At 52.0% G+C, this 20,059-nt stretch carries 19 protein-coding genes and 1 pseudogene; 11 read left to right on the top strand and 9 right to left on the bottom strand.

Going from position 1 to position 20,059, the window contains the following annotated elements; all coding sequences use genetic code 11:
- Positions 1-2 precede the first annotated feature (2 nt).
- The 6 genes from KJW29_RS10920 (at position 3) to KJW29_RS10895 (ending at position 8,480) form a co-directional block, all read left to right on the top strand.
- Positions 3-1,355: an oligosaccharide flippase family protein gene (locus KJW29_RS10920; RefSeq protein ID WP_246608687.1), complete on the top strand. Its 1,353-nt coding sequence runs from the start codon at positions 3-5 to the stop codon at positions 1,353-1,355.
- Positions 1,356-1,364: 9 nt separating this feature from the next.
- Positions 1,365-2,312 (top strand): polysaccharide pyruvyl transferase family protein, encoded by a 948-nt coding sequence (locus tag KJW29_RS10915; RefSeq protein ID WP_214629814.1) that lies wholly within the window; start codon positions 1,365-1,367, stop codon positions 2,310-2,312.
- A 30-nt stretch (positions 2,313-2,342) separates the two neighbouring features.
- Positions 2,343-3,731: a sugar phosphate nucleotidyltransferase gene (locus KJW29_RS10910; RefSeq protein ID WP_214629813.1), complete on the top strand. Its 1,389-nt coding sequence runs from the start codon at positions 2,343-2,345 to the stop codon at positions 3,729-3,731.
- A 14-nt stretch (positions 3,732-3,745) separates the two neighbouring features.
- A complete protein-coding gene (locus tag KJW29_RS10905; RefSeq protein WP_214629812.1) occupies positions 3,746-5,086 on the top strand; it encodes a UDP-glucose dehydrogenase family protein in 1,341 nt (446 codons plus the stop codon).
- Between the two features lie 28 nt (positions 5,087-5,114).
- Positions 5,115-7,415, top strand: coding sequence for a hypothetical protein (locus tag KJW29_RS10900; protein ID WP_214629811.1), 2,301 nt, complete (start codon positions 5,115-5,117; stop codon positions 7,413-7,415).
- An 84-nt stretch (positions 7,416-7,499) separates the two neighbouring features.
- Positions 7,500-8,480, top strand: coding sequence for a hypothetical protein (locus KJW29_RS10895; protein WP_214629810.1), 981 nt, complete (start codon positions 7,500-7,502; stop codon positions 8,478-8,480).
- Position 8,481: 1 nt separating this feature from the next.
- Here KJW29_RS10895 and KJW29_RS10890 read toward each other — a convergent pair whose 3' ends face one another.
- The gene (locus KJW29_RS10890) at positions 8,482-8,838 is read right to left on the bottom strand and encodes a helix-turn-helix domain-containing protein (RefSeq protein WP_087569331.1); all 357 of its coding nucleotides are present in this window, start codon (positions 8,836-8,838) and stop codon (positions 8,482-8,484) included.
- Positions 8,839-9,033: 195 nt separating this feature from the next.
- The gene (locus KJW29_RS10885; RefSeq protein ID WP_214629809.1) at positions 9,034-10,287 is read right to left on the bottom strand and encodes a serine hydrolase domain-containing protein; all 1,254 of its coding nucleotides are present in this window, start codon (positions 10,285-10,287) and stop codon (positions 9,034-9,036) included.
- A gap of 292 nt (positions 10,288-10,579) precedes the next feature.
- Between KJW29_RS10885 and KJW29_RS10880 the strand changes: the two genes are divergently transcribed.
- Entirely contained in the window at positions 10,580-11,002 is a 423-nt protein-coding gene (locus KJW29_RS10880) for a VOC family protein (RefSeq protein ID WP_214629808.1), read from the top strand.
- 81 nt (positions 11,003-11,083) lie between these two features.
- Here KJW29_RS10880 and KJW29_RS10875 read toward each other — a convergent pair whose 3' ends face one another.
- Positions 11,084-11,596, bottom strand: coding sequence for an SRPBCC domain-containing protein (locus tag KJW29_RS10875; protein ID WP_214629807.1), 513 nt, complete (start codon positions 11,594-11,596; stop codon positions 11,084-11,086).
- 19 nt (positions 11,597-11,615) lie between these two features.
- Entirely contained in the window at positions 11,616-11,930 is a 315-nt protein-coding gene (locus KJW29_RS10870; protein WP_214629806.1) for an ArsR/SmtB family transcription factor, read from the bottom strand.
- A 192-nt stretch (positions 11,931-12,122) separates the two neighbouring features.
- Here KJW29_RS10870 and KJW29_RS10865 point away from each other — a divergent pair, with 192 nt between their 5' ends.
- The gene (locus KJW29_RS10865; RefSeq protein ID WP_214631091.1) at positions 12,123-12,602 is read left to right on the top strand and encodes a DUF6530 family protein; all 480 of its coding nucleotides are present in this window, start codon (positions 12,123-12,125) and stop codon (positions 12,600-12,602) included.
- An 83-nt stretch (positions 12,603-12,685) separates the two neighbouring features.
- Positions 12,686-13,585 carry an AraC family transcriptional regulator gene (locus tag KJW29_RS10860; protein ID WP_214629805.1) on the top strand — a complete coding sequence of 300 codons (900 nt, stop codon included), beginning with the start codon at positions 12,686-12,688 and terminating at the stop codon, positions 13,583-13,585.
- A 69-nt stretch (positions 13,586-13,654) separates the two neighbouring features.
- On the opposite strand, the gene KJW29_RS10855 is transcribed toward KJW29_RS10860, so the two are convergent.
- Entirely contained in the window at positions 13,655-15,541 is a 1,887-nt protein-coding gene (locus tag KJW29_RS10855; protein WP_214629804.1) for a glycosyl hydrolase family 18 protein, read from the bottom strand.
- A gap of 967 nt (positions 15,542-16,508) precedes the next feature.
- Between KJW29_RS10855 and KJW29_RS10850 the strand changes: the two are divergent.
- Positions 16,509-17,660: pseudogene (locus KJW29_RS10850) on the top strand (transposase).
- 122 nt (positions 17,661-17,782) lie between these two features.
- Here KJW29_RS10850 and KJW29_RS10845 read toward each other — a convergent pair.
- A complete protein-coding gene (locus KJW29_RS10845; protein WP_087569323.1) occupies positions 17,783-18,070 on the bottom strand; it encodes a YxcD family protein in 288 nt (95 codons plus the stop codon).
- 2 nt (positions 18,071-18,072) lie between these two features.
- A complete protein-coding gene (locus tag KJW29_RS10840; protein ID WP_087569322.1) occupies positions 18,073-18,498 on the bottom strand; it encodes a hypothetical protein in 426 nt (141 codons plus the stop codon).
- A 119-nt stretch (positions 18,499-18,617) separates the two neighbouring features.
- Between KJW29_RS10840 and KJW29_RS10835 the strand changes: the two genes are divergently transcribed.
- Positions 18,618-19,139 (top strand): DUF309 domain-containing protein, encoded by a 522-nt coding sequence (locus tag KJW29_RS10835; RefSeq protein ID WP_187100529.1) that lies wholly within the window; start codon positions 18,618-18,620, stop codon positions 19,137-19,139.
- A gap of 2 nt (positions 19,140-19,141) precedes the next feature.
- Here the strand turns inward: KJW29_RS10835 and KJW29_RS10830 are convergent, their stop codons facing one another.
- Together KJW29_RS10830 and KJW29_RS10825 are read right to left on the bottom strand one after the other, a co-directional pair.
- The gene (locus KJW29_RS10830; RefSeq protein WP_214629803.1) at positions 19,142-19,705 is read right to left on the bottom strand and encodes a beta-class carbonic anhydrase; all 564 of its coding nucleotides are present in this window, start codon (positions 19,703-19,705) and stop codon (positions 19,142-19,144) included.
- A gap of 30 nt (positions 19,706-19,735) precedes the next feature.
- Positions 19,736-20,059, bottom strand: coding sequence for an iron-sulfur cluster biosynthesis family protein (locus KJW29_RS10825; RefSeq protein ID WP_214629802.1), 324 nt, complete (start codon positions 20,057-20,059; stop codon positions 19,736-19,738).

The following is a 20,059-nucleotide window of genomic DNA, read 5'->3' as shown; positions in this document are numbered from 1 at the left end:
CAATGACGATGTCGCAATTGGCCATTCGTAAAGTTTGGAAAGGAAGCGGGCTTGCCGGAACGATCTTTCGCACAAGCGCAACGAATCTTCTCGTGATGGCGCTTAGCACGCTGACATCAATCGCAACGGCTCGCATGTTCGGAGTCGTCGGCAAAGGAGAGTTTTCGGCCATCCTGTTATGGCCGACGCTGCTGGCGGGCATCGTGTCCTTCGGTCTCCCGACTTCGCTTATCTACAACGTCAAGCGGCATCCCGGGAAGGAATCGCAGCTGATCCGAACGGGATTCCTGTTCCAGCTGCCCGTCGCGGCGGTGACGGGCGGCATCGCGTGGATCTTTATGCCGGCGTGGCTTGCCGGATATCCCGAGCCGGTGGTGGCTGCCGCCAGATGGTACGCCGCCGGCATGCTTCCCGTTCTGCTCGCCATCAACCTGCTCTCCGCGCTTGCCCAGAGCATGGGCCGTTTTCAAGTATATAACGGCGTGCGGTTATACGTGCCGCTCCTCAATCTCGCCGGGCTGCTCGCTCTCTGGGCTGGTGGCAACCTGTCGTTGACCTCCGCGGCCGTCGTATTCCTCTTTACGACGGTAGCCGTTGCAGCGGCGGCCGCTTACAAGCTCCGCGAAAATCTTGTGGTTGGCTGGTTGAGGGGACTGCGGGACCGAATGGCGGCCAAAGCGTTGCTGGGTTACGGCAGCAAGGTGTTTGGGGTGGAGCTGCTGGGAACCGTGTACGCCCAATTCGACAAGCTGGTTATTCTGTCGATGCTGTCGGCCAGAGAGCTTGGGCTCTACACTGTCGTTTACGCGTTGTCCCGCGTGTTCAACGTTGTGCAGACCGCAATTACAAGCGTCGTGTTCCCCAAGGTTACGGGGCAGGACAATGGGGTCATTATTTCAACCGTCGGACGCGCTTTCAGGCTGACCATGCTGCTGATGACGCTTGTTGCCGTGCCCTGCATGCTAATCGGCCGATCGCTGATGGGTATGTTGTTCGGAGAGCCGTTTCTGGATGCAAGCACGGCCTTCTATATTTTATCCGCGGAGTGCATCGTTGGCGGCGGAGCATGGATATTGGCGTCCGCCTTTAACGCGATGGGCAGGCCGGGACTTGTGCTCATCCGGCAAATGATCGCGCTGGCCGTGACGGTCGGACTGTTTTTCGCGCTAGTCCCGACATTTGGGCTTAACGGCATCGCAGCCGCCTTGCTGATCGGCGCCTGGGTCAGGCTTGCGGTCACGCTCCTGTCGATGCGGCTCGTTTTTCGCGTCAAGCTTGGAGCTTTACTCTTCCAGCGGGAAGATTTCCGTTTTCTCAAGGAAGCCATTACGGCAAAAATGAAACGCAAGGAGTGAATGAAGATCATGTTGACGGTTCATGCCACCCATCCCATGGATGAGCTCAAACGTCGGCTCAGACCGATCCTGAAAGTCATACCGCCGGGTTCTATTGTTCAATACGTGGATTACCCGGTGTACAACAACGGCGGCGATCTGCTCATCATGAAAGGGACGGAGGCTTTCTTTCGGGACTACGGCATTCGTGTTTACGCCCGATACAGCGTCCTGGATTTCCCTGATCGGCTGAGCATGCCGCCGGAACATATTATCGTCCTTCAAGGCGGCGGCAACTTCGGGGATTTGTACCCCGTGCATCAGCAGCTCCGCGAGAGGATCGTATCGGAGTATACCGGCAATCGAGTGGTGATCCTGCCTCAGACGGTTTACTACCGGAACGAGTCCGAGTTCGACCGTACGGCGGAGATCTTTAATCGGCATCCCGACTTGCATCTCTTCGTCCGCGACCCGCAGTCCCATGATGCTGCGTCGAAGAAGTTCGTGCGCTGCTCCGTTCAGTTGGCGCCGGATATGGCGCATCAGCTATGGCCAATTGCCTCCAAGGCAGCACCGGCCAAGGAGCTTCTCCGGTTTCTGCGCACGGACATCGAGAAGGCGAGCGGGCAGGAACAGCTGGAGTCCGCGCGCGATGGTGATTATCTGGACTGGAATTCGCTTTACAACCGCGTCGAGCGGAAGTCGATCAGCATGATCGGAAGCGCGATGAGGCGGCGGAGCGGTATCCTCCCGATGGGCACGATATGGAACAAATACAGCGATTATCTGGTAGACAAGGCCATACGCAGGTTTAGCGAATACCGTTCCATCCAGACCTCCCGGCTTCACGGCCATATATTATCGTGCCTGATGGACAAGCCCAACACGCTGCTGGACAATTCTTACGGCAAAAATTCGGGTTATTTTCACACATGGACAAGCGCTGTGCAGACGGCTCGACTGCATGGACAAGCATGATCGAAACCAGCATAAGGGAGCGTGACCAGAATGAAAATTTTATTATTGTCCGGAGGTTCCGGCAAACGGCTTTGGCCTTTGTCTAATGATTCCAGATCCAAACAATTTCTAAAGGTACTCCCAGGCGCTGACGGTATGTTGGAATCCATGGTGAAGAGGGTTTGGGGGCAGATCGAACGCGCAGGCATGCGGGAGCATGCTTATATCGCAACCAGCAAATCCCAGGTGGAGATGATTCAGAGTCAATTGGGCAGCGAGATCGAGCTGATTGTCGAGCCCGAGCGAAGAGATACTTTCCCCGCCATCGCGCTAGCCGCAACGTATCTCTATTCGGTGCAAGGAGTCAGTATGGACGAGACGATCGTGGTCATGCCGGTCGATCCGTATGTGGAGGAGTCTTTCTTCGAAGTTAGCAAGGAGCTTGAGAAAGTGTTGAACGACTCCGGAGCCAATCTGGCGCTGATGGGCGTCAAACCAACCTATCCTTCCGAAAAATACGGCTATATCGTACCAGCCGGTCCTGGACGAGAACCGGACGCCGGAGGCTATATCCATGTCGGCAGCTTCAAAGAAAAACCGACGGAATCGGAAGCGGCCGAGCTAATCGGCAGAGATGCGCTTTGGAACTGCGGAGTGTTCGCATTTAAGCTGGATTATCTCATTAATGTGCTCATTGCGTGCGGCTACCCCATCCAATACGACGAGATGCAGAAGCAATACGGCAAGCTGCCCAAGATCAGCTTCGATTACGAGATTGTGGAGCGTTCGAACCATATCGTCGCGCTCCCGTACGACGGCGAGTGGAAGGATCTCGGCACATGGAACACGCTTACGGAGGAGATGAATGCTTCTATCATCGGAAAAGGCATTATTGCGGGCAATTCCAGCGGCACTCATGTCATTAACGAGCTGGACATTCCCATTACGCTGCTGGGTTTGTCCAACGTCGTGGTGGCCGCGAGCCCGGACGGCATTCTCGTATCGGATAAACCTTCAAGCCCGATGATCAAAGAGATTATGAAACATTCTACTCAACGGCCCATGTACGAAGAACGGAGATGGGGGCGCTACAGAGTGCTCGATTATTTAAAATATCCGGATGGCAGCGAGGTGCTGACCAAACGGCTCTGCATATCGCCGGACCATAATTTAAGCTACCAATATCATGAGCTTCGCAGCGAGGTGTGGACAGTTATCGCAGGCGAAGGCGATATGGCGATGAACGGGCAAGTATTTCAGGTACGCTCGGGCGATGTGCTGACGATCAAGCAGGGCTGCAGACACAGTCTTCGCGCGCGGACGGAAATGGAGATCATCGAAGTCCAGACGGGCAGCGAGCTGGTAGAGGAAGACATTGTCAGATTGGCGTATGACTGGGAAGAGATCGTTACCATTTGCGGAGCTCGCACTCCTCACTGAAAGGGGATATACGAATGAGAATCACGGTAGTCGGTACCGGATATGTAGGTCTCGTATCGGGCGTATGCTACGCGAAGCTGGGACATGACGTGATGTGCGTCGACAAGGATCCTGGCAAGATCCGGATTCTTAACGAGGGAGGCGTCCCCATTTACGAGCCAGGTCTGAGGGAGCTGATAGCCGAGGTGCGTCAGGCGGGATCATTATCGTTCGGCACGGATTTGCCGAATGCCGTCCGTCGGTCGGAGTTGATTATTTTGGCCGTGGGCACGCCGCCTTTGCCAAACGGCGAAGCCAACCTTGCTTATATCGATCATGCGGCGTTGGAAGTAGCGGAGGCAATGAACGACCGCAAAATCATAGCGGTCAAAAGCACCGTACCCGTCGGCACGAATGAACGGCTGGCAGGTTTGATGCGATCCCGGTCGGCAGTTGCTTTCGACAGCATTTCCTTGCCCGAATTTCTGCGCGAAGGGTCCGCGATCCACGATACGCTTCATCCGGATCGTATCATCATTGGCGCGGATTCCGAGGAGGCGGCGAGCAAGATGCTCGAGTTGCACAAGCCGCTTACCGATCGAATCATCGTGACGGACATACGAAGCGCGGAGATGATCAAATATGCCTCCAATGCCTTTCTGGCAACTAAAATTTCGTTTATTAACGAAATTGCTAATATTTGCGAGAAAGTTGGCGCAGATGTTTCCCAGGTGGCGGAGGGGATGGGCTGCGACAGAAGGATCGGCCCTTCATTTCTGCAAGCGGGCATCGGCTACGGAGGTTCCTGCTTTCCGAAGGATACGAACGCTCTCATACAAATTGCCGGGCATGTGAATTACGAATTCAAGCTGCTTCGATCCGTCGTCGAGGTGAACCAGGATCAGCGATTCAGCGTCATCCGCAAGCTTAACGCCATCTTCGGCGGAGAGCTTGAAGGGTTGAACGTTGCGGTATGGGGTCTTGCGTTTAAGCCCAATACCGATGACGTAAGAGATACGCCGGCACTAGAGATCATTGAGCGTCTTCTGGATGCGGGCGCGAAGGTGCGGGCCTATGATCCCGTCGCCTTGGACAACTTCCGAACGCTGCTGGGCAGAGAAGGCGTAACCTGGTGCGGAGACGCCATGGAAGCCGCGCAGGGGACGGACGCGTTATGTCTGCTTACCGATTGGCCCGAATTTGCCGGAGTCGACTTAAGCCGTCTTCAAGCCGCAATGGCCCGTCCCGTCCTAATTGATGGCCGCAACGTGTTTCAGGAGAAGGAATTGCTCGGCACCGGGTTCGTTTATTATTCGGTCGGCCGTCCGAGCTTAAACAAGGGCGTGAAGCAGCCTATGCCCGCGCTGCAATTTTAAATAATCATACACATGGAGAGGAGAACGGATGATGAGAATGAAAAAAAGTTTGACGGCTTCCATGCTTGCGGCAGCCTTGTTGGGTACGTCGTTAACCGGATTGCCGGCTGGCATGGGAGGGCTGTCTGGCGGCCCCGAGTACGCGAGCGCCGCAGGCGATTCGGGGGCAAAGCTCCCATCGCGAGTGTTTCTGGAGAGAATGAACGAGCTTCATAAGGCGCTCGCCGCAGGAGATCCCGTCGATGTGCAGGATGTCAGAAATCTGCGTGACGAGATAGCCGCTCTGGATGTGGATGCCAATCTCAAGCTGCTGGATCCCGTTTGGAACAAAATATCGACGAAGCTTCCGGATCACGTTGACGAACCGGAGCTAAAACGTACGCTGTTTCGCATTGTAAAATCTGTCGGTTCCTTCCGATACGACCCGGAAGCGTCTGATTTGGAGGAAATCCGCACGAATCCGGAATACCGGGCGGCCTTAAAGACGATTGCGGCGGCCGGAGGAAATCCTGATATTGTGATGGACGACTTCTTGGTCTTCCTGTTCGGTGACGGAGCGGGACGAAAGGGCGTAGAAGGAACGATCGCATCGGAGCTTGCGGGGATGTCATCCCTGGAGTTGCTCGGTTTGCTCGGAAGCAACGAAGGGATTACGAATGTACTGTTGCAAGCAACGGATAAGCTGCTTGCCAAGAAGGGTGACTATGCGTTTGTCGACATACTGAGCGGACTCGGCGTTACGGCAAAGGATATTAGATCGCTTGTGCTGAACTTCCAGGTCAAGCTTCAGAAAGACGTTCCGGCCATTCGCGCGATGACGGTTGCTTACCTCCGTACGGCTTCCGAGGCTGTAGCGGCAGTGAGCGAAGACGGGCGGGAGCATCGTTATTCGCTGCGTGTCGCAGGTGTAGCCGTACCGCAAATTGCGCTGGTATGGTCGAAAGTATCCGGCGACTCCATTGTCACCGTCAGCTCTAAAGGCGTGGTGTCGATTCCGTCCAGTGCCCAAAAAGCTTCGGCTGTCATTCGGGCAAGTCTTCAGAATCCGTATGGCGGATCCCCGAAAGTGATATTCGAACAAGAGGTCACCTTGAAGGCAGTCGGCGATGGCGAGGAAGGCGAAGTGTTCCCGGTCGAAGCTTTCCTCGAGCGGATGAACAAGCTCAGGGATGCCCTGCTTGCGGGCGATCCCGCTGACATAGACGCGGTTCGCAGCTTTAGGGATGAATGGACGAAGCTTTCCTTCTCAAAGGATGGCAAGCTGCTGGATCCGCTATGGAAACGGGTAAAACCGAATTTGCCGAAAACGGTTGACGAGGCGAAGCTGAAAAGGGATCTGTTCGATATTCTCGTGGCCGTCGGTTCGTTCCGTTACGATCCCAAAGCTTCCGATCTGGAGGAAATCCGCAGCAATCCAGAATTCCGCGCAGCCTTAAAGACTCTCGCGGCGGCGGGAGGCGTTTCGAACGTAACGATGGACGACTTCCTTATTCTGCTGTTCGGCGATGGGAAAGAACGCGGAGGTTTGGAGGGCGAAATGCTGGAGAGTGTGTCCAAAATGAAACCATCCGAGCTTGCCCTTCTGCTGCGGAATAAGAATAAGCTGAGCGCGCTTGTCGCGGACTCGCTTGCAGGAATAATGGAGAAAGAAGAGGAGTATCCGCTGGCCAAGGCTCTTGCCGATCTTGGCGTCCGACCTGTCGATATGCGGCAAACGGCCAAGAGCTTCCAATCCAAATTCAAGCATGACGAGGAAGCGGCGCTGGCCATGGCGATTGCGTATATCCGCTCGGAGGCCGAGGCGGCCGTCAAGGTGACGGATTACGGCAGACAGCATCAATATTCGTTGTCTTTCCAAGGCATCGAGCTTCCGGATAATGCATTGCAGTGGAGCAAGGTGTCGGGTGACAAAGAGGTGTCGGTGAGCTCAAACGGCAGAGTGACGATTCCGAAGGGGACGGCATCTGCGACGGCGCTCATTCAAGCCGCTGTTTCGAATCCGAGCGGCAAAGGAGGCAAGGTCGTATTCCAGCAGGAAGTGACGCTGGTCAATGAACAAGAGGAGGACCAGACGGCTCAGAAAATCGCAGCATTGCTTCAAGCGTTGGATGGAAAGCTGGCCAAGATCGAGGTAAGGCTTGCTTCTTCCAAGACCGATATTCAGAAAGTGAGCTTGTTGCTGGATACGGCACGCGAAGGCAATCATGCCGCAAGAGAACTTCTTAAGCTGAACGCGGGTGCGCAGCAGAAGGAAGAAGCATTGGCTCAAATCAAGACCAAGGTCAATGACACGATAACAAAAATCATAAAGTCGCTTCTCGAATTTTAGAAGCTGGATGACCGGCGAACCGCTGCAAGCGGCTTCGCCGGAACGTCATTCTTTATGGATTTACGAAGGCGGTGAATGCATTCGATGTTAAAGAGGAACAGGTTCGGAAAAAGAATAAGACGAATCCGTAAGCCCAATATTGCCGTTATGGCGCTTGCCACGCTGACGGTCGTTTTATTGCTCGCTTGGGGCGCACTGTATTGGCAGGATCAATCGGGCGGCACGGCAGTCGCGCAAGGGAACAATGAAAATGATCTGCCTGTTATCATGTTGGACTTGGACGCAGGGCAGGAGCAGCCGCAAGGAGGAGAGCAAGGCGCAGTGCCGAAGGATCAGGAAGGAGGAAAAGGAGGGAGCGGAGAGGCTGGAGGTCTGCTAGAGGAATTGAAGAATTCCCCGGGAGGACTTCTTGGCTTGGAGGAAGGTTGGCCGAACCTCCCAAGTTCCGAGCAAGAGGCAGAGGGCAACGATGACGAAGTTTCGCTGCCGACTACGGGAGCGGATCCGACAGCGAATGGCAGCGACGACGATGTGGAGCAAAATTCCGGCGGTACTACGGCGAAGCCGGCTGTAACACCCACTCCTGCTCCGCCATCCAAGCCGACACAAAAACCTGGACTCGGACCGATTGTTACGGACAAGCCGAGTTCGACTCCCGCGTCTACGGAGAAACCGGCCGCCTCGCCAGTGCCGACTCCTACCACTGCACCTACGCCCGAAGAATCCGATAACGGGCTGGAACACAAATATGAGCTGGAATTGCTAGGTCTTCAGGCAGGCTGCATTATGGATGTGAAGTCGGTGCTTAAAGAGACGGAGACTCAAGTAGGGAATGTGGAAGCGACAGATCTAGTGGCGCTTCAGCGCATTGGAGCCGAAGCCGCCGCTAGTCTGGAAGCGGCAAGCGTTGTTTGCGAAACGCAATTTAACGAGGTTGCGGCAAGGGCTGGCCAAGACGGCGTGTCTGCCGAAAAAATAGGCGAGTGGGGGAAAACATACAATGAAGTTATGGTACAACTGCGGGCAGAAGCAGAGTTGAAGCTGCAGCAGATGCTCGGCATGTAAGTCAATCTTCCTCGGGGAGGGACCGATCGCGAAGAACCCGCTCCATCAAGCTGCGGATCAGCTCCAGATCGCCCTTCTCCAAGGGAACCCCGTCCCAATGGAGCTTGCCAATATTCAAATATTCCTTGGCATTGTGATTAATCTCGGCGGGCAGCTCCGCATAATCCGTAAGGCCTAACAAATAGTCGGCCGATGTGCGCAGTTTCCGGGATATCGTTTGGATGGACTCAATTGTGGGTTGTCTATAACCGGACTCGTATCCCGCATAGGTGCTTTTGGCGACACCTACATAATCCGCGACTTCCTGCATGGTCAATTTCCTTTTTTTCCTCAGCTGCTTCAGTCGTTGACCAAACATGGCATCTCCCCCTCAAGACTCATCTTTGATATCTTGTCCTTCTATTATGGTAGTATTCTCCTAGACAATGCAAACATAATTATAACATGATTTCCAATTGCATGTACAAGTAAACCCAATTATAATCCATGGCGGCTATTATTCCATGTAATGACCGGCTCAAACTTATTGGCAAGCGCGATAGAGGACCGTGCGTTACTTTCGTTTCATGCCCAGGAAAGACAGCTCTCCCGTGTCATTGCGTTTGAAGATACATTCCCACTGGATCCAGTTATGATGAAACCGCTCCTCGGATATCGGGTATATGCGGTGAATTTCTCTGTCGTTCCATTGAAAGAACATACCGTCCTCATCCCGACTAACAACCGCTTTGCAGCCGAAACCCTCATAGACGCCGATATAAGCTGAGAATTGTTCCTGCGTCAGCGCGTAAGGCGCGGGGAATTCGGGAACGATTGTTTCCTTGCCGAAAACAAGCGAGGACAAGGCATCTGCAAGCTTCGTCGCCGGTACATAATCGTAATTCGTGAGCACGATAACGGTCGTTTCGTCATCCGGAAAGCGGTGCAGCTCGGAGCGGAAGCCGCGGTAGGCCCCTCCGTGGTAAATTCGTTTCCGGTCATGTTTCTCGTCAATAAACCAGCCGAGCCCGTAACCTGCGCCTTCCTTATAAAAGGCTTGTTCCAGTGTAGAACGCTTCACGAGTTTCGCAGAGTCGAAGGATTGCGCCCATGCGTACAAGTCGTCAATCGTAGAATACATGCCGCCCGCAGAGAAGACCGTCCCCATCTCTACGAATTCCGCGGGTATGGGACCATTGCCGGAAGCATGGTAAGCGGAGGCAAGACCTGGTATGAGGCTTCTGCCATCATTTACTCCGGTATTCCCGAGTCCAAGCGGCTGCAAGATACGGGTTGAGATAAATGGGCCGAACGTCATTCCGCTAGCGGCTTCGATAACGAGCCCAAGTAAATAGTAGCCCGAATTGTTGTAAGCAAACCGCTCCCCAGGCGCAAATTCCATAGGTTGGCTCAGCAACAGGCGAAGTGTCTCCTCCCTGGAAACGGGTCTTTTGTTAAGCCCTTCGTTGTATGCCGGAATACTTGTGAAATTGGGAAGTCCGGAGACGTGGTTTATAGCTTGCCGAATCGTAATCGGAGGAGCGGCTTGCATCTCCGGAACAAATCGACTCAGCAAGTCATCGAAATGTAGCCGTCCTTCTTCGGCTAGCATAGCCGTTGCGAGCGCGGTGAAAGATTTCGTTACGGACCATATGCCGAACTTCGTATCCGTCCGATTAGGTACGTCGTGCTCCAGGCTAGCGTGTCCATAGGCCTCGCGAAACAATATTTCACCTTTCCGCGCCACGAGGATCGTGCCGCTGAACGGCCATTTGGCCATGTAATGATCCATGTATTGTCGCAAAGCTTGTACGGTTGCGGTTGTCATGATATCTCCTCCTGAAAGATGTTGTTCAAAAAGTCCAATTTTGATTACGAAGTAACTCAGGGAGTATTTCGACATCGAATCTTGAATTCAGCCGGGACTTCCGGTGCTCACGTAGCTCTCACTACGCTCCGCTCCTCAGTCCCTAAGCTTTATCCAACCTTCTCGGTACTGAAAATTGAACTTTTTGAACACGCACTTAATAGCTGCTTTTTCTTATCATACACGTTCTGGCATTCATTTGCTCGGACATGCTATACTGGTCTCGAATCAGGACAAAAAAGGAGAGACGACGATGCCGATTAATGTTTATTTGAACTTCAATGGCAACACGCGCGAAGCCATCGAATTTTACGCTGAGGTCTTTGGACAAGCAGTTCCCAAAATCATGACCTTCGGCGAAGTGCCGGCCGACCCGAACCATCCGCTTCCAGAAGAAGCGAAAAACATGGTCATGCATTCCCGGTTAGAAATACTGGGGAGTATTGTTATGTTTTCGGATGTATTTCCAGGCATGCCGTTTACGATGGGCAACAACTTCTCGCTTTCTGTCGTTACGGAGGATCGGGATGTGCTTCAATCCGCGTTCAATCGGCTGCAAGAAGGAGGCAACGTCATAATGGAGCTGCAAGAAACGTTTTGGGCTCCGCTTTATGGCAGCCTTACGGACAAGTTCGGCGTACAATGGCAGTTTAATCTCGGCATGAACGAATTTTAAAGTATTAGTTCACTTTGAATGTTGAATCAGCAATAGAGCCGGACAAGATTTCTTGTCCGGCTCTATTGCAATTGCAACGATTTATTTTTGGATTTCTGCCAAACGCTCGTCCAGACGATCCCAAGTTTCCGTGACGCCTTGCTCCATGCCCATGTCCAGAACCGTTTTCAGCGATTCCGCCGTATCATAAATACTAATGTTAATGAGTTTCGTTTTGCCTTCATAGCTTTCGAATAGAAGCGTCGCATCCGTAGCCGGCATCTCTTCGGATAGATTGCCGTCTTTGTCGGAGAAGTAATCGGTGTACACAATCTTCTCATTTTCCACGATTTCTTTATAAAGGCTTTTTCCCCACGATTCCATACCGTAGAAATCTCCTTGTTCCTTGTCCTGGCAAGTCATGCAATAATGCCATGAGCCGCCTGGACGGAAATCGACCGTGCAATGAGTAATGGTCCAGCCGCGCGGGCCCCACCAGTGCTTCAGATGCTCGGCTTGCGAAAATGCCTGAAAAACCAGGGAGGGAGGGGCGTTGAATACGCGCTCCAAAGTTAATACGTTGCCTTCTGCTTTTACCACCATAGCTTGTGTCATTGATAATTCCTCCTAATCGTTATTGGTCTTGCAACTTCTTTAAGTATTCGTCTAGGTTGTCATAACGCTCGCTCCACAACTTGCGGTAGCGACCCAGCCAATGATCCATCTGCTGGAGCGGGTCGAATCGCAGCCTGTAGTGGCGGCGGTTCGCATCGGGCTGAACTTCGACGAGTCCGGCCTCGAGCAATACGCGAAGATGTTTGGAAACCTGCGGTTGGCGAATCCGGAGCCGCTCCGCGATCTCTCCCACGGTCAGAGGCCCATAAGCAAGCAGCTCTACGATGCGCAACCGGTTCGGCTCAGCGAGCGCGCTTAAGGTTGCGATATCCATATGCCGCCATCCTTTCCGCTTTTCAGTGACCTGCCGTTGTTATATTTTGAATATACCAGAATGAGAATATTCTCGTCAAGGAATATTTAAAAAGTTTTGACGATTTTCAATTCGTAGAGTATGATTTATGTCGTGTACAGTAAATTAGTAAATTACTAAATTAAAACCCATTCGGTAAAGGAGAATACCATGATGCAGATTCCAACAACGTTAAAACATAAACCCGTCATTGTTTCGGAAAATTACGATCAGGTGGATGGCCGGTATGCCAGCAACTCGGACGCCAAAGGTTTGTCGTTAGGGCTGGCGCAATGGAATGACAGGGGAAAGGTCGATATATCCGCTAAAGTGTGGAGACATACGGGAGGAAAGTGGTCCAGACAATCCGAGGAGCTTCCTCTGCACCGCGTGCTTGATCTGGCCATTCTTGTTTGCACCGGCATGGTTCACTTCCGCGAAGCGTACCGGTACAAGGAGCTATACGATACGGAAAACCCGGTAATCGATCGTGTGGGATTGCAGGGAGATGCCATGACGGTCTCCGTTTGTACGGACAACGAGAGAATTAACGAGGATATCAAGCTGTTTAGCCAGGCGCTGAGCGACGACGGCGAATTGTATGGCGAGCGGCTGCGCGCGTTGTCCCGAATTTTAAAAGAGATGGGTTACTAAAAGCCGATCCGACACCATCGGGCAAGCAAAGTCGGAAGTCGATTCTCCTGGTCTGTTAATCTAAATGTGCGGGAGGGATGAGGATGAACGGATTGGGTCCTTGGAATGATGCGATACAGTACTTGGAAGAGAGGCTCACGGATGAGATCGATATGAAGGAAGCGGCTAAACGGGCCAGGTGCTCCGAATACCACTTTATGCGTATGTTTTCTCTCTTGTCGGGAACGACGCTCGCGGAATATATCCGTCGGAGACGTCTAACGCTGGCTGCACAGGAGCTAAGCGCCGGGGCGACGCGAATTATCGATGTTGCCATCAAGTACGGGTATCAATCACCGGATGCGTTTACCAGAGCGTTCCAGCAGCTTCATGGCTTAAATCCTTCGGATGTAAGAGCCGGGAGCCCAACGCTTAAAGCGTTCCCGCGAATGTCGTTTCAACTGACCATTCAAGGAGGAGATGCCATGCAATACCGTTTGGTGGAGAAAGAAGCATTTCGTATCGCAGGATTGCACAAGCGAGTGCCGATTGTATTTAACGGGGTCAATCCGGAAATTGCCGAGATGTGGAAGCAGCTGACGCCGGAGTTGATTGGAACGATCAAAGGATTGTCGAATATGGAGCCGCGAGGCATCATCAGCGCTTCCGTCAACTTTGACGAAGGACGCATGCAAGAACGGGGGGAGCTGGATCATTATATCGGAGCGGCAACAAAGGAGCCGGTGACGGGAGAGCTTGCCGTTCTAGAGGTTGGACCATCCCATTGGGCCGTATTCGAATCCGTGGGTCCTTTCCCGGAGACGTTGCAGAAAATCTGGGGACGAATTTATTCGGAATGGTTTCCGTCATCGGATTATGAGATCGCGCCAGGTCCCGAGTTGCTGTGGAATGAAGGGAAGGATACGTCGTCCGAGACGTACAGAAGCGAAATATGGATACCCGTGAAGAAGCAGCAGCAGGACAGGCAGTTTCCAAGCGATTAAGTGTAACAAGTAAGGGCAGAACCCGCATCTCATACGGGTTCTGCCCTTGTCGTTGTATATATAAGATTATTATTTCGATTGCAGGATTTTCGTCCAGAGCTCGGCGTCTTCATAGCCGAGTCTCCAAGCGGCTACGCCGGCCAAATCGTATTTTTTGGCGATCGCGATGCGCTTTAAAACGGTATCATGCGTCTCCGCCCAAAATACATGCGTGTAGCCGTCTTTTGTGTACGTATATTTGTTTTGCCCCGACTTGGCATCGAAGACGCCAGTCGCTTTTGTCTCGGCAATCAGCTTCGGCAGCTCCTTCATAAAGATGGCGCGATTATCGACGAGCTTGCCGGTTCCGTCAACCCGCCATTCGCGAACGTAGAACGGAATGCCTAACATCAGCTTGCTTCTTGGCACGCCGTAATCGAGGAACTGCTTGACGCCATCTTCCACCCACTTGAGTCCTGCGACGGAGCCCGGCTCCGTGCTGCCCTTCCAGTGTTCGTCGTAGGCCATGATCATAATCATGTCGACGATGCCGGCAAGCGCGGCATGATCGTATGCCGTCAAGTGATTCCAGCTCGCGTCTCCGCGCGGGAGATCGATCGATACCTTCAAACTTTTGGCATGGGCTGCATCGGTCAGCTTTTTGACGAATGCCGTGTACAACGCGCGGTCGGCGCCTGCCACCTCTTCGAAATCGAGATTAACGCCGTATACGCCAAGCGCGGACAACCGATTGACGAGCGAAGCGATGAATTTGGATTGGGCCTCGCTGTTTTTTAGAAACTCAGATGTCAGCTTGCGGTTAAAGCCGTTGTGTACGAGAGGCGTCACCTTGATGCCGCGATCCTTGAGCGTCTTCACGACGGAAGCATCGGAAGCATCCGACATCGTTCCGTCCGCCGAGGTAAGCTCGAACCAGGTCGGAGAATCGAAGTCCAATCCTTGCGTGTTCGAGACATGGCTCATAATCGTCGAGACGGCGCTGCTGCCGTTCCAGCCGAGTACTTGAAGATTTTTGACGTTGCTCCACAGGACGCGTCCATCCAATGTCCGGATGGAGCTGTTCGCGTAATGTTTGGCGTAATAAATCGCCGAGCTCAGCTTATGGTAAGCGTTAATCTTCTTGTCTCCTTGATAGACCTCGAGATAAGGTTTGCTGGACCATAAAACGGAGCCGTCTCGGATCACTTCGGCGTTTGCCAGCCATGTACCGGCTTTGACAGCATCTCGGAGTCCCAAGTACGTCTTTACGAGTCGTCCGCTTTGCCTGAGCTCGTATGTAAGTTCGTTTGATTGGACGGTTTTGCCGGTCGCGGTATTTACGATCTTGCTGCCTGGATGTTTCTCTGCCGCAATAATTGCGTTCTTAAGGAAAGAATAACGTTTCTCCCCCGTTACTGCCTGATCGTCAACGACGATGTCGTAGGATGCAGGAGCAGCGCTCTGAGCTTCGACTTGCGCCGCAGTCAAGTTATCCCAAACCCACTTGCCGCTTTCAAGATCGATAATATGGGCGTTTCCCCATTTGGCGGCTTCTTTTTTGGCGTCCTCCAGTGTGCGGAAGTTCCAAGTCGGCAAAGTGTTATCTCCTTGATACAACCGATAGTTTGGATAGGAGTCGTACATCCAGCCTACGTTCTCCAGATCGCGTATGCTTGCGTTGCTCAGCGTCTTGGCATAGGCGAGCGCTTCGTTGTACGTCTGGAATTCCATCTTGGACGTGGAATTGCCGTTTTGGTACACCTTATAATGCGGGAAATTGTCCCAGATCCATTTGCGATCCGAGATTTTCTCAACGTGACTGTAGCTGTAATGCTTCGCATAATAAAGCGCTTGCGCTTCCGTCGCGAATTCCTTAAGCGCCTTGTCATTCTGATAGACGCGGTACATGGTTGTCTTGCTTGCCGTCGCTGCATCGGCTGTCGGCACTGCGGGTGACAGGAATGTCGAGGCAGCCATCAGCGTTACTGCGAGCAGACTAAGTTTCTTCCACAGATTCTATCACTCTCCTCTTTGCAATCTACTAGATTAGACGCAAGGGGGGGAGAGGAGTTGCACGGCAAATGGATTGAAAATTGTGGAAGAGTGAAATGCTCGCATCTTGAAAGAGGAGGAGCGTGACGGGAAGACGAGAAAAAGGAGCTGTCTCAAAAGTATGATAGCTCGCTTGATGTAATAGCTCGCTTGTTGAATGAAACGTAAAAACGAAGAAAGGGGCTATCAAGCAAGATTGTTCGCTTGTTGAAATAGCTCATTTGATGTATGAAACGTCAAAAATGTAGAAATGGCGGTGAGGGTGTTCCCTTCACCGCCATTTCTGGTTTTTGGTCTATTGCCGCCTTTTTGAGCAAATTGTAAGCGAGCTAAAGCCACCCGACCTCAAGGCCTACCTTCGGCAGCCGCAACGTCGATATTGTTGCTGCTATGAGCCCCATAGTCGTTAAAAGCGCCTATGGGGTGTATTTGTTGCTGTTACAAGCTCCATAGTCGTAAATAACGCCTATGGGATGTATTTGTTGCTTTTACGAGCCCCATAGTCGTTAATATCGCCTATGGGATGTATTTGTCACTGTTACGAGCTCCATAGTCGTTAAAAACGCCTATGGGGTGTATTTGTTGCTGTTACGAGCTCCATAGTCGTTAATAACGCCTATGGGAAGTATTTGTTGCTGTTACGAGCTCCATAGTCGTTAATAACGCCTATGGGGTGTATTTGTTGCTGTTACGAGCCCCATAGTCGTTAATAAAGCCTATGAGATGTATTTGTTGCTGCTACGAGGGGGCTGTCCCAAAAGTCATCGTCAGTTGACTAAAGGCCCCCCGTTCTCTAAATTGTAAAACAAAAAGAAACCTTTCCTTGGTAAAATGGAGGTACCACCCAACCACATACCAAAAGGAGAGGTTTCTTTTGTACATTCAATAAACCATGGACCAACTTCATCTGCCAATGGACTTGGAGGACGACATTCCTCCCAATCACCTCGTTCGTGTAGTCAATGAGGCCGTCAATCGCTTAGATGACAAGATCTTCAGGGATACTTACCCCGGTGGAGGAAGAGACAGCTACCATCCCAAAATGCTCACCAAAGTTATCATTTATGCCTATACACAGCGGATCTACTCTTCTCGCCAGATTGCCAAGGCGGTCCGTGAAAATATCATGTTTATGTGGATTGCCGACAGACAACGCCCAGACTTCCGGACCATCAATCGCTTTCGCTCCGAGCGGATGAAAGACTTATTGGAGACCGTCTTCACTGGCGTGCTCCAATTTCTTGCTGCAGAGAAGTATGTAAAGCTTGAGGATTACTTTGTAGATGGCACTAAAATCGAAGCGAACGCGAATCGATACACGTTTGTCTGGGTAAGGCAGTCGTGAAGCAGAAAGCGAAGCTTCAGGAAAAAGTAAAAACATTGTTTGCCACCATTGAAGCGGCAGAAAAACAAGAAGATCAGGAGCAGGCCGGACAGGATCTTGCTGAGCTAGTCGAAGCATCCGAGTTGACCAGCGAGAAATTGGAATCGGCCGTTCAGCAATTGGAAGCCAGCCTGCAAACTCGGCCGAAGGATAAGCCCCTTAAAAAAGCGGTACGTGCCCTTTGCCCTTCGTAAAGACCTGTTGCCTCGTCTGCAGAAATACGAGACCCAGCAAGCGATTCTCTGAGATCGGAACGGTTATTACGGACGCTGGATACGGTGGTGAGGAAAACTACGCCTATTTGGAAAGCGAACAACTGGAAGCATTGGTGAAGTACAGCACCTACCATAAAGAAAAATCGAAGAAATGGAAGCAAGACATCAGTAAGCTGGATAATTGGCAGTACAACGAGATCGAAGACACGTGAACATGCACCGCAGGACGAGAACTATTATTCCGTTATGAAATGCGTTATCGGTTCGAAGGATGATTGAACCGGAGAGCGTGTTTGGGCAAATAAAGAATAACCGAGGATTCAGACGTTTTCTGCTTCGAGGCCTGCCAAAAGTGAGCCTAGAGGTCGGGTGGCTTTCGCTCGCCCATAATTTGCTCAAGAAGGCGGCAATCGACCAAAAAGCAAAAATGGTGGTGCAGGGATAGCCTCCCTAGCACCACCATTTCTTTATTTTCGCTGACATTTCAACACATGTACTGTCTCGTTAAGCAAAAAAACCGACTTTTGAGACAGCCCCTTCCGGTTGCAACAGTAATAAGATTACGGATTAGCTGGCTATATCCGCGAAAAATTCGCCAGCCTCTTCGTCCAGTCCAAGCTGGATGTCGGAGCGGAATGCGCGAATATTGTATTGCGAATATACATATTGTTCAATAGCTTCAAGCAGGTTGGCTTCAATCAAATATTGGCTGCGGCCTTGTACCCACATCTCAGCCGTATAACCGTATTCCTCATCCCACGACAACTGCACTTCTACGTCGGTAGGCTGCAAGCCGCGACGCTGAGCAGTATGATAACAAACCGCGTTAATAATCTCGTTTGTCAAGATTCTCACGATTAGTAAGGTCTCCGCGGATCCGGGTCATTCTTTTTCTTGCTCTTAAGATAGACAAATGCGACGCGGATCAGCATGATGATCGCGAAGATCGCGAGCAGATTGATCAACAATCCGAAGATTTCGCCGAAAGCACCCATGCTTCCGAACATTCCGCCGAACAGCATGCCGGCCAAACCGCCGATCATCAAACCTTTCATCAAGCCGCTGCCGCCGAACAATCCGCCCTTAGCGGCTGTGCCGGCCGTACCTGCAGCCGCACCGGTTTTTGCTCCCGGATTCGACTGCGTGGCGCTGTCTTTCTTGGGCTGTGTGATGCTTTGCTTAGGAGATTTGAATCCGCCTCCTCGTTTCGCATCGGCAACTTGTCCGAAACCGAACGCGAAGATCAAGGTTAAAGCAACCATAACGATAAATCCCTTTTTCATTTGTCTTTCTTTCCTTTCTGCATCGCATAGATTGATATCATCATGGAATACGGTTACGATGAACGAGGGTTTCAATTTTTTTTAATATTTTTGTACATTTCGAAGGGAGGTTCGCGAACGTGCGTCCTTATCCTGTATCTTATATTGCCTACTTGGTCCATTTTCATGCAACAAGGGATTATTTCGAATGCCATGAGCTGCTGGAAGAGTATTGGAAGGAACATCCGGGAGATGGCCTAGCCGACTTGTGGGTAGGACTTATCCAATTGGCAGTCGGCCAATATCACGAACGAAGAGGCAACTTCCGCGGAGCGGGCAGCTTGTACAGAAAGTCGCTTAGCAAGCTGGAGCGCGTCGATGTGGAAGCTGCCGGACTGGCACGGGCGGACTTGCTCCGTAAGCTTGAGGAACGAGCCGATGCTGCGGGAGCGGAGAACGCAGAGGGTTACCGCGATATCAACCTGGTTGTCCAAGATGAAAAATTGAAATCGTTATGCCTGGAGGAATGCGCGAGACTCGGCGTAATCTGGGGCACGGAAAGTACCATGGTGGATGAAAGCATTATCCATAGGCATAAGCTTCGGGACCGAAGCGGCGTCATAGCCGCAAGGCGCGAAGCTCTTCGTGCACGGAAAGAGTGAGACTATGCGTCGCCGGCTTTGGCCACGAGCTCCAGCCCGCCCGTATCGGGATCGATAATGAGCCCGTGTACGAGAATGTCGGCAGGGAGCAACGGATGATTGCGGATAATGTTTACGCTGTTCACAACGCTGTCCCGCACATTATCGAAGCCTGTCAGCCAGCGCATCAGATTGACGCCGGAATTTTTCAGTATTTCGATCGTTGCTTCCGGTACGCCCCGTTCTATCATATGTTCGACGATGAGTTCCGGATTAAGGCCCGTCATCCCGCAGTTATGATGACCGACGACGAAAACCTCGTCCGCTTGAAGCTCGTATAACGCAACGAGTACGCTTCGCATGATGCTGCCGAAAGGCTGCGTGATGATTCCGCCGGCCGTCTTGATGATTTTGGCGTCGCCGTTTTTCAAGTTCATGGATTTGGGCAGCAGCTCCGTCAGCCGTGTATCCATGCAAGTCAAAATGACCATCCGCTTGTCGGGAAATTTGCTGGTCGCGTACTGCTCGTATTGCTTCGTCGTTACGAAGGCGGAATTAAAGTCCATAATATCGTCGATTCTGCTCAAAAATAATGCCCCCCAAAATTGGAATTAAGACTACATGACCCGGTCGATAAACCGGAGATGCGATGTATAGATTTGACTGTCGCCGCGAAGGCTGAAGCTGCCTTCGGTTTCATTGTAATCGACTCTGAGATTGTCCTCGTAAAACACCTCTTGCCACGGCTCGTAATAGAACGCGAAAGGGTCTCCCGAAGCTTGACGATCGTTGCCGGTCGGCTCGCCAATCAGGCGCAAGGTGGGAACGCCGCTCATTCCGCAGCCGCGGTCCGTATCGTGCAGCAGCTTTAGCTTGGCGGAACCGTCCGCAAGATAGGGCTCCAGCTTTCTAGCAGCGGAAGCCGAGAATGTAATAAACAT

This window comes from Paenibacillus agaridevorans (assembly GCF_018604145.1).
In the GTDB taxonomy this organism is placed as follows: Bacteria; Bacillota; Bacilli; order Paenibacillales; family Paenibacillaceae; genus Pristimantibacillus; species Pristimantibacillus agaridevorans.
Note: the sequence above shows the minus strand (reverse complement) of the source record. Positions and strands in the feature narration are given on the sequence as shown.

Coding starts and splice junctions, on each gene's coding strand:
- KJW29_RS10920 (WP_246608687.1), top strand. CDS start 3: ATGACGATGTCGCAATTGGCCATTCGTAAAGTTTGGAAAGGAAGCGGG.
- KJW29_RS10915 (WP_214629814.1), top strand. CDS start 1,365: ATGTTGACGGTTCATGCCACCCATCCCATGGATGAGCTCAAACGTCGG.
- KJW29_RS10910 (WP_214629813.1), top strand. CDS start 2,343: ATGAAAATTTTATTATTGTCCGGAGGTTCCGGCAAACGGCTTTGGCCT.
- KJW29_RS10905 (WP_214629812.1), top strand. CDS start 3,746: ATGAGAATCACGGTAGTCGGTACCGGATATGTAGGTCTCGTATCGGGC.
- KJW29_RS10900 (WP_214629811.1), top strand. CDS start 5,115: ATGATGAGAATGAAAAAAAGTTTGACGGCTTCCATGCTTGCGGCAGCC.
- KJW29_RS10895 (WP_214629810.1), top strand. CDS start 7,500: ATGTTAAAGAGGAACAGGTTCGGAAAAAGAATAAGACGAATCCGTAAG.
- KJW29_RS10890 (WP_087569331.1), bottom strand. CDS start 8,838: ATGTTTGGTCAACGACTGAAGCAGCTGAGGAAAAAAAGGAAATTGACC.
- KJW29_RS10885 (WP_214629809.1), bottom strand. CDS start 10,287: ATGACAACCGCAACCGTACAAGCTTTGCGACAATACATGGATCATTAC.
- KJW29_RS10880 (WP_214629808.1), top strand. CDS start 10,580: ATGCCGATTAATGTTTATTTGAACTTCAATGGCAACACGCGCGAAGCC.
- KJW29_RS10875 (WP_214629807.1), bottom strand. CDS start 11,596: ATGACACAAGCTATGGTGGTAAAAGCAGAAGGCAACGTATTAACTTTG.
- KJW29_RS10870 (WP_214629806.1), bottom strand. CDS start 11,930: ATGGATATCGCAACCTTAAGCGCGCTCGCTGAGCCGAACCGGTTGCGC.
- KJW29_RS10865 (WP_214631091.1), top strand. CDS start 12,123: ATGCAGATTCCAACAACGTTAAAACATAAACCCGTCATTGTTTCGGAA.
- KJW29_RS10860 (WP_214629805.1), top strand. CDS start 12,686: ATGAACGGATTGGGTCCTTGGAATGATGCGATACAGTACTTGGAAGAG.
- KJW29_RS10855 (WP_214629804.1), bottom strand. CDS start 15,541: ATGGCTGCCTCGACATTCCTGTCACCCGCAGTGCCGACAGCCGATGCA.
- KJW29_RS10840 (WP_087569322.1), bottom strand. CDS start 18,498: ATGAAAAAGGGATTTATCGTTATGGTTGCTTTAACCTTGATCTTCGCG.
- KJW29_RS10825 (WP_214629802.1), bottom strand. CDS start 20,059: ATGTTTATTACATTCTCGGCTTCCGCTGCTAGAAAGCTGGAGCCCTAT.